8 protein-coding genes are annotated in these 9,322 nt (G+C 50.7%); 2 read left to right on the forward strand and 6 right to left on the reverse strand.

Translation table 11 applies throughout. The features are described from left to right. The first annotated feature begins 13 nt into the window (after positions 1-13). Entirely contained in the window at positions 14-1,258 is a 1,245-nt protein-coding gene (locus V6E55_RS21480; RefSeq protein ID WP_316943885.1) for a mechanosensitive ion channel family protein, read from the forward strand. Positions 1,259-1,301: 43 nt separating this feature from the next. On the opposite strand, the gene pheP is transcribed toward V6E55_RS21480, so the two are convergent. From pheP to V6E55_RS21510, 6 genes are all read right to left on the reverse strand, one after another. Further along, on the reverse strand, positions 1,302-2,690 hold the full coding sequence (gene pheP, locus V6E55_RS21485) for a phenylalanine transporter (protein ID WP_129996522.1): 1,389 nt from the start codon (positions 2,688-2,690) through the stop codon (positions 1,302-1,304). A 116-nt stretch (positions 2,691-2,806) separates the two neighbouring features. Then, a complete protein-coding gene (gene yahO, locus V6E55_RS21490) occupies positions 2,807-3,082 on the reverse strand; it encodes a DUF1471 family periplasmic protein YahO (protein ID WP_114978005.1) in 276 nt (91 codons plus the stop codon). Between the two features lie 150 nt (positions 3,083-3,232). Continuing rightward, the gene (locus tag V6E55_RS21495) at positions 3,233-4,264 is read right to left on the reverse strand and encodes an ABC transporter ATP-binding protein (protein WP_236921181.1); all 1,032 of its coding nucleotides are present in this window, start codon (positions 4,262-4,264) and stop codon (positions 3,233-3,235) included. Position 4,265: 1 nt separating this feature from the next. After that, complete coding sequence (locus V6E55_RS21500) at positions 4,266-5,840, reverse strand: ABC transporter permease (protein WP_165383605.1); 1,575 nt, start codon at positions 5,838-5,840, stop codon at positions 4,266-4,268. A 24-nt stretch (positions 5,841-5,864) separates the two neighbouring features. Continuing rightward, positions 5,865-6,881 (reverse strand): iron ABC transporter substrate-binding protein, encoded by a 1,017-nt coding sequence (locus V6E55_RS21505; protein WP_114978002.1) that lies wholly within the window; start codon positions 6,879-6,881, stop codon positions 5,865-5,867. Between the two features lie 305 nt (positions 6,882-7,186). Next, positions 7,187-8,185 carry an aldo/keto reductase gene (locus V6E55_RS21510; protein ID WP_316943886.1) on the reverse strand — a complete coding sequence of 333 codons (999 nt, stop codon included), beginning with the start codon at positions 8,183-8,185 and terminating at the stop codon, positions 7,187-7,189. 100 nt (positions 8,186-8,285) lie between these two features. Here V6E55_RS21510 and V6E55_RS21515 point away from each other — a divergent pair, with 100 nt between their 5' ends. Beyond that, entirely contained in the window at positions 8,286-9,221 is a 936-nt protein-coding gene (locus V6E55_RS21515; RefSeq protein WP_316943887.1) for a LysR family transcriptional regulator, read from the forward strand. The last annotated feature ends 101 nt before the right edge of the window (positions 9,222-9,322 follow it).

The following is a 9,322-nucleotide window of genomic DNA, read 5'->3' on the forward strand; positions in this document are numbered from 1 at the left end:
TACAGGAGACGTTATGCAGGAATTAATTGCTCAGGTTGAAGAGTTAGGCATTGAAATTAATCACACTACTTCTTTAGTGATTATCTTTGGTATTATTTTCCTTACTGCCCTTATCGTTCATTTTATTCTGCACAAAGGGGTACTGCGCATTTTTGAGAAACGCGCGCAGGCCAGTAGCCATTTGTGGTTACAGATTATTACCCAGAATAAGTTATTTCACCGTCTGGCCTTTACCCTTCAGGGGATAATCGTTAACGTTCAGGCGGTTTTGTGGCTGCAAAAAGGCAGCGAAGCGGCGGAAATACTCACCACCTGCGCGAAGCTGTGGGTGATGGTCTATGCGCTTCTCTCATTCTTCTCCCTGCTGGATGTGATTTTTAATCTGTCGCAGAAAATGGCCACCGCGTCACAACTGCCGCTGAAGGGGATATTCCAGGGGATCAAGCTGGTGAGCGCTATTCTGGTAGGGATCTTAATTATCTCCCTGCTAATTGGACAATCCCCCGCCATTCTGATTAGCGGGCTGGGTGCGATGGCCGCAGTCCTCATGCTGGTATTTAAAGATCCGATTCTGGGGCTGGTCGCAGGAATACAGCTTTCCGCCAACGATATGCTCAAGCTGGGCGACTGGCTGGAAATGCCTAAATTCGGCGCGAACGGCACGGTAACAGATATCGGCCTGACCACCGTGAAAGTGAGAAACTTCGATAACACCATCACAACGATCCCGACGTGGGCGCTGGTGTCCGATGCCTTTATCAACTGGAGCGGAATGTCGGCTTCTGGCGGGCGACGTATTAAGCGCAGCCTGAATATTGATACCACCAGTATTCATTTTCTCAACGAGCAGGAACAGCAGCAGTTGATTCAGGCGAAGCTGCTTAAGCCCTATATGGCCGCGCGGCACGAGGAAATTAACCTGTGGAATCAGGAAAACGGTGAAGGGGAATCGGTATTAAACCTGCGTAAGATGACCAATATTGGCACCTTCCGCGCCTACCTGAATGAATATCTGCGCAATCACCCGCGTATTCGCAAAGATATGACGCTGATGGTGCGCCAGTTAGCGCCCGACGCGAATGGTTTGCCGATTGAAATTTACGCCTTCACTAACACGGTTATCTGGGCGGAGTATGAAGCCATTCAGGCTGATATTTTCGACCATATCTTTGCTGTAGTAGACGAATTTGGTCTGCGTATTCACCAGTCCCCTACCGGAAACGACATTCGATCTCTGGCAGGTGTTATCGCGAAATAAGCATTTAAGCCCGGTAGCGCAACGCCACCGGGCGAAAACGGCACTATTTCTTGCGGGAAAGCTTAAACGCCGCAAACAGGAAAATCACCCACACTGGCAGCAACATCGCCGACAGGCGCATCTCATCCATCGTGCACATCAGCACCAGAATCAGCCCCAGGAAAGCGATACAGAGATAGTTGCCTGCCGGATAGAGCAGCGCCTTAAACTGTGTTTCACGCCCCTTACGGCGCATCGCTGCGCGAAAACGCAGGTGCGCGAGGCAAATCATGATCCAGTTCAGGAGCAGCGTAGCGACAACCAGCGCCATCAGCAGGCCAAAGGCTTCTTTCGGCAACAGATAGTTAATCAACACCACCAGCGACGTGATAGCACCAGAAAGCAACAGCGAATTCACCGGCACGCCGCGACGGCTGACGCGGGTAAGAAACCTCGGCGCGTTGCCCTGCACAGAGAGACCAAACAGCATGCGACTGTTGGAGTAGACACCGCTGTTATAGACCGAGAGTGACGCCACCAGAATGACGAAGTTCAGCGCAGAGGCCACCACGTTGCTGTTCAGATCGTGGAAAATCATTACAAATGGACTGCTGTCAGACTTCACCTCAACCCACGGGTAAAGCGCAAGCAGCACCACCAGCGAACCGATATAGAACAGCAGAATACGGTACACCACCTGGTTGACCGCTTTAGGGATACTTTTATGCGGATCACGCGCTTCAGCGGCGGTGATACCAATCAACTCCAGCCCGCCAAAGGAGAACATAATCACGGCCAGAGAGAGGATAAGCCCCTTCCAGCCCGTTGCCAGGAAACCACCGTGTTGCCACAGGTTGTCGATAGTGGCGCGCTCGCCACCGTGACCGGAGAACAACAGCCAGAGGCCAAAGCCGATCATACCGATAATCGCCAGCACTTTGATCAGCGCGAACCAGAATTCGGTTTCTCCATACAGGCGGACATTCACGAGGTTAACGGCATTAATAATAATGAAGAAGGCCGCCGCCCAAATCCACGTCGGAACATCCGGCAGCCAGTACTGCATATAGATGCCAGCCGCCGTCAGCTCAGCCATCCCCACCAGCACGAACATCACCCAGTAGTTCCAGCCGGACAGGAAGCCTGCAAACGGGCCCCAGTATTTATAAGCAAAGTGTGCGAAGGAGCCTGAAACCGGCTCTTCAACGACCATCTCACCGAGCTGGCGCATGATCAGGAAGGCGATAACCCCGGCGATACCGTAACCCAGCAGAACCGCCGGGCCAGCCATCTGAATCGCGGGGCCGATACCGAGAAACAACCCGGTACCAATTGCGCCGCCGAGGGCAATTAACTGAATATGTCGATTTTGCAAACCACGTTGCAGCGTCGGATTGTGTTCCGACGAAACTTCAGCGCTACCGTTGCCTGAAGCGGATGACGCGTCTTTCACGTCCTACCCCTGTCTCTTTTTTAGAAGGGGCACGTTTTAACACTTCATGCTGGAGGTAGCAAGGGATTGGGAGGAACCTGGGCAGCCACCCCGATACCGGAGTGGCTGTGGAGTCATTATTTTTTCTTGTAAATATTAGCCGTACCGTGAATTTTATTGTTGGTGTTACCTGAAGTAAGCACCAGCACATCCGCGCCTTTCTTATCAGCTTTATCAATCAGTTCTTTTTTCGCGTCATCAACCGATACTTCATTCGAGGTGCTTACCGTACCGATCTTTTCATACTGAGACGCCACTTTCTCAAACTCATTTTTGGTCATTAGCTGAGCAGCAAACGCATTGGTCGTAAACAGTAACGCTGTTCCCAACAAAATAGCTGTTGTTTTTTTCATAACCTTTTTCCTTGAGATTAATAAGCAACTAAGAAAAACCACACACATTATGCGTGAGGCATTATGAGCATGGTAGAGAATCTCAGGAAATGCCATAGGTTCTGGAAAATTCTTTTATAACAACCCGTTGCACGAAATTACTAACGACTATTAAGAATATTCAAAAACACGTGCCGTGCCAGCAATCTCAATGCGTACCGACGTGCCAGGGTTCCACCCAGGCTGGCTTACCGTCTTCAGAATTACAGGCTGCTGCTGCCCGGCTAACCCCAGGGTGAGCGTCGACAGTTGACCGGTGAAATCCACATCAAGAATCGAGATCGGGCTTTCATGCGACGCACATGCCGTCACGCGCAGTTGTTCAGGGCGCATCATTACCCTGCCCTCTCCTGTCGCATGCGCGTTGTCCGTCGGCACCTCACCCAGCGCGCATATAGCACTCCCGGCATTAAGTTGAGCTGGCAGGATCACTGCATCACCAAGAAACAGTGCCGTTTCTTCGTCAACAGGCTGCGTGTAGACTTCATAAGGCGTACCGACCTGGGTAAAACGCCCGGCACGCATGACGGCAACCTGGGTGGCAAACGACAACGCTTCGTTTTGATCGTGGGTGACAAGAATGGAGGCAACGCCCGCTTCGGCCAGCAGATCGGCCGTTGCTTTGCGCGTCATCGCACGCAGGCCGGTATCCAGCGCTGAGAAGGGCTCATCCAGCAGCATCAGAGAAGGACGCTGAGCCAGCGCACGGGCCAGTGCCACACGCTGCTGCTGTCCGCCGGAAATTTCATGCGGCCAGTGCGTCGCAAGCTGCCTGTCCAGCGAAACCATATCCATCAGCGCTTCAATACGCTGACGCTTCTCGTGACGAGTACCGTCCAGCCCCCAGGCTATGTTATCTGCCACATTAAGATGTGGGAACAATGCGCCCTCCTGAGGAACAAAACCGATCCCGCGCAGGTGTGCGGGGACAAAACAGTTCTCATCGAACAGCGTTCGCCCCTGCATAACAATGCGCCCTGTGTCCGGTGTTTCAAACCCGGCAAGGATTCGCAGCAGCGTGGTTTTACCCGACCCGGATGGTCCGACAATCGCTGTCCGGCTCCCGGGGGCAACGCTCAGGTTTAAGCTGTCGAGCACCTGCACATCGGAGAACGATTTAGAAATGGAGGTTAATTCAAGCATGTCATAGCCCTGCAATTTTTTTCGACTGCATATAGAGGATGGCGGTCAGCGGAAGTGAAATCAGGATCATCAGCATTGCGTAAGGCGCTGCGGCCACATAGTCAATTTCACTGGTCAGCGCCCAGAACCCGGTGGAGAGCGTGCGTGTGCCCAGTGGCGAGAGCAGCAGAGTCGCAGTCAACTCGTTGCTGACACCGAGGAAAACAAGCGCCGCTCCCGCTGCCGCACCCGGTGCTGCCAGCCGCATTGTGACGCTCCATAGCGCCTTCGCCGGCGTACTGCCAAGACTGCGCGCCACGTTTTCCAGTTCCACCGGTGCCTGTGCTATCCCGGCACGCAGGTTAATGAGTGCGCGGGGCATAAACATCAGCAGATAGGCAAGGAACAGGGTAATTTCCGTCTGGTAAATGGGACGGGCGTAATGAATGGTGACAGTGACCAGCGCGAGTGCAGTGACAATCCCCGGCAGCGAACTGGTGATGTAGATGCAGCCTTCCAGCAGACGAAAAACGCGGTGTGGATAACGAATTCCGAGCCAGGCGATGGGGATCACACACGCTGTCGTCAACAGAGCACCACCCACACCAAGCATCAGCGTCTGACGCAGTGAGTGCCAGAGATCAGCGCTCATCCAGTTTTGCACACCGCCGAGCCAAATCCAGCGACACAGAACAATTAACGGCACGCCCAGCGCCAGAACAATCAGCACAATGAAAAACAGCTGACCCAGCACAGCCGTAGCCGGTTTCAGCGGCCAGCGCTTCTGTTCACGCGCCGCGCCAGCACCAATGCGCGCGTAGCGTGCTTTTCCACGGGTAACGCCTTCCAGCACTAAGATAGCCAGACAGCACAAGGCCAGTACACCCGCCAGCATGTTTGCAGCAGGACCGCTGAAGGTAGACTGAAACTGGTCATAAATCGCCGTGGTGAAGGTATCAAAACGGATCATCACGTACAGGCCATATTCCGCCAGCAGGTGCAGCGCCACCAGCAGCGCGCCACCACAGATCGCGAGTTTGAGTTGTGGTAGCACCACGCGGAAAAAGACCCGCCACGGCGGAGTACCGAGCGAAGCGGCGACATCTTCCAGCGTCGGGTCAAGGCGACGCAGCACCGCCGCAACCGGCATATAGATAAAGGGATAGTAGGCAAGTACGGAGAGGAACACGCCTGCAGAAAGTCCATGCATCGACGGGACAACACTCACCCACGCATAACTTTGCACAAACGCAGGAATAGCCAGCGGTGCCACCGCCAGCGCAGACCAAATTCCCCGCCCGGCAAGCTGCGTGCGCTCTGTAAGCCAGGCGATTGCTACGCCTGTCACAATACAAAGCGGAACCGCTAACGCTGTCAGCCACAGCGTGTTGCTGAGCAACTCGGCAACACGTGGGCGGAACACCAGCGCCTTAATCGTCTCCCAGCCCGTCTCAATGCCAATGGCAATGATAAAACCTAAAGGCAGAAGCGCCATTAATGAAAACAAGACAGCTAACGCAACCATCGGCAGTGCAGGACGCCTGCGAGCAGGCTCCTGCACTCTGTTTTTTCCGATGTCGAGACTCAGACCAGACATAAGACGTTCACTTTACTCTCAGGATCACAGCAGACCGGCTTGAGTCATCAGCTCGATGACTTTTTTACTGTTAAGCGTTGAAGGTTCAACTTTCGGCGCATCAAGATCTTTCAGCGGAACGAGTTTCGGGTTAGAGGCTGCATTTACACCCACAGCGTATTCAAAGGCATTGTTGGTACGCAGGCTTTCCTGGCCTTCTTTACCTGTGATGTATTTGATGAACGCCTGTGCTTGCTCTTTGTGTTTGCTGGATGCCAGAACGCCACCGCCGGAGAGGCTCACAAACGCGCCCGGATCCTGGTGTTTGAAATAGTAGAGCTGGGTGTTTTTGCTGTTTTCACCCGTTTTGGACTGGTCGACAAAACGGTAGTAGTGATAAATCACGCCGCCATCAATCTGACCGGCATTGACGGCCTTCATGACGGTGCTGTTACCTTTGTAGGCAACAAAATTGGTTTTCATCGCTTTAAGCCATTCCAGAGTCGCCTTCTCGCCTTTCAGCGCCAGCATCGCGCTCACGATGGCCTGGAAATCTGCGCCTGACGGTGATGCCGCCCAACGGCCTTTCCACTCAGGTTTCGCCAGATCCATCAGCGATTTTGGCAGCTGCTGTTCGGTCAGTTTTTCCGGGTTATACACAAACACTGTGCTGCGGGCAGCAATCCCGATCCAGCGACCGTGTGCCGGACGATATTCTGCTGGTACCTGCTTCAGGGTATCGGCATTAAGTGGTGCAAACAGGTTGGCATTATCCACCAGAACCATGGACGGCGAGTTTTCCGTCAGGAATACGTCTGCTGGCGATGCGCTGCCTTCCTGAACCAGTTGGTTACCCAGCTCGCTGTCATCACCATTACGCAGAGTCACTTTAATGCCGGTTTCTTTAGTAAAACCATCAACCCACGACTTAACCAGATTTTCGTGCTGCGCGTTGTAGACAACGATACCTTCGTTGTTATCTGCCGCAACTGATTGTGTAGAAAGGAAAAGGGATGAAGACAACAAGGCAAGGGAGAAACATGACAGCAGACGAGAATTCATGAACATATCCTTAATTGACCAACGTGATTAACAACGCATAGCTTTGTGGGACAGGATTAAAGCACACAAAAACGCTAATGATAATTAGTATCAATCCAGTTTTGGCGTAAAAGTGTAAAATTTCATTATCGCGGGGTTTGGAATGATAAAAATCCAAATGGAGAAAGCAGAATGATTAAAAATTAAGAAAACCTTAAGACTGAACGGAAGAAAAACTCATTAGCCTTCTATTTATTATAGCGACATTTAATACACAGGCTAAGCAACTCTCCCGCCATAAAAGCAGGAGAATTTTTTGCGAGGTGTTATTTTTCGATTAAATTAAAATCACTCTGGTTATATCTTTGCCCCTGGATATTGTCAGGCGTGAAGAGACTGTCAATGACCTTAATATCGGGGTCGGAAAGGTTCAGACTGACCGCACCCGCATTATCCTGTAAATGTGCTATTTTTCGTGCGCCCGGGATGGGAACAATATCCTCTCCTTTACTCATCACCCACGCCAGAGCCAGTTGTGCCAGGGAACAACGGTATTTATCAGCGACGCCCTGTAGTTGATCAAGCAGCAGCTGGTTTTTCTGCATCGCTGCTTTCTGGAAGCGAGGCAGGTTGCGCCGAAAATCATCCTCGCCAAAACCGGAACTGTCTGTGATTTTCCCGGTTAAAAATCCGCGTCCCAACGGGCTATAGGGCACAAACCCAACGCCTAACTCGCGGCAAGCGTTGAGAATGCTTTCCTCCGGCTCGCGAGTCCAAAGCGAATATTCCGTTTGAACTGCGGTAATCGGATAAATTTTGCAGGCCCGGCGTAAAGTGTCGGCTGACACCTCTGAGAGCCCGATATGGCGAATTTTCCCTTCCTTGATTAAATCAGCCATTGTTCCCACAACATCTTCAACAGGTACTGTCGGGTCAACACGATGCTGATATAGCAGATCGATAGTATCGATATTGAGACGTTTAAGTGAACCTTCTACCGCTTCGCGAATATGTTCAGGGCGGCTGTCAACACCAGCCATGCGCTCAAGCCCCTGCCCGACCGGAAGAATGCGGAAACCAAATTTAGTCGCAATCTGTACCTTATCGCGAATGCCTTTGATGGCTTTTCCGACCAGGACTTCATTATCAAAGGGGCCGTAGACTTCTGCGGAGTCAAGGAAGGTGACGCCCAAATCCACCGCAGCGTGAATAGTATTGATCGCCTCCGATTCTTCGGCACCACCATAGGCAAAACTCATCCCCATACAACCCAGACCCAATGCTGACACCTGGAATTTAGTTTTCCCAAGATAACGTGTTTTCACCTTATATTCCTCTTTCGATAAACGACAAGAAATATATACTTCCATTTTCCACGCATAACAATTAGTATATTTTTAATGTAGTGTTTTATGGAAACTAACAATGAAAAACGTGCCAGAATTACAGCACATAGAAATATTACTTCTTATTGTAAAACATGGGAGTTTTCGTAAAGCCGCAAAAGAATTAAATCTTTCAGCGCCGACATTAACGGTCGCTATAAATAATCTTGAAGAAAAACTGGGTGTTAGGCTTTTAAATCGCTCCACCAGAAGCTTGTCTTTAACCGCTGTCGGTAAAACATTTCTTAATGACGTGACGCCAGTCCTGAATGACTACAGGCGCGTCATTGATAATCTTAATGACCACAAAGATAACCCAGAAGGCGTCATCAGAATCAACTTACCCCGAATCGTGCTTGATCTCTTTTTTCAAAGCCACTTCGTTAAGTTCAAAAATGATTTCCCGGGTATTAATTTAGAGTTATTCACCACTGACAGAAAAATAAACATTATAGATTCAGGTTTCGATGCCGGAGTACGTTATACACAAGATGTTCCTAAAGATATGGTTGCAATCCCATTTGGAGGCAAGATGTCTCTTATTCCCGTTGCCAGCCCCCATTTTGTGGAAAAATCAGGACAACCTGACTCACCAAAAGATCTTGTAAAATTCAGGTGTATAAACCGCTGCTTTCCTGATGGACAACGATACCGATGGGAGTTTATAGATTCACAAGGAGAAAAAATGGACGTGTCTGTTAATGGCGATCTGGTTGTAGATTCAGATGCGGCAATGATTCAGGCTGCTGAATATGGGTTAGGTATTGCGTTTGTTTATGAGAATCTGGTTAAAGATAAAATTAGCGAAAACAAACTTGTCCGTTTGCTACCCGATTATGCCTATCCCGCTGATAATTTCTGTGTTTACTACCCGAGTCGAAAACATCTGCCTGCACCGCTGAGAACCTTCATAGCGTGGGTTATGTCGATGAATAAAGACCTTGCTGGACTTGAACCAGCGACCGGGCGATTATGAGCCGCACGCTCTAACCAACTGAGCTAAGGAAGGTGCGAATAAGCAGGTCATTTCTTCCCAAGCTGACTCGCTGATTAAAATTTCGCGGATCTGGGCCGATT

The sequence above is a fragment of the Enterobacter sp. 342 genome (genome assembly GCF_036663495.1).
Classification (GTDB): domain Bacteria; phylum Pseudomonadota; class Gammaproteobacteria; order Enterobacterales; family Enterobacteriaceae; genus Enterobacter.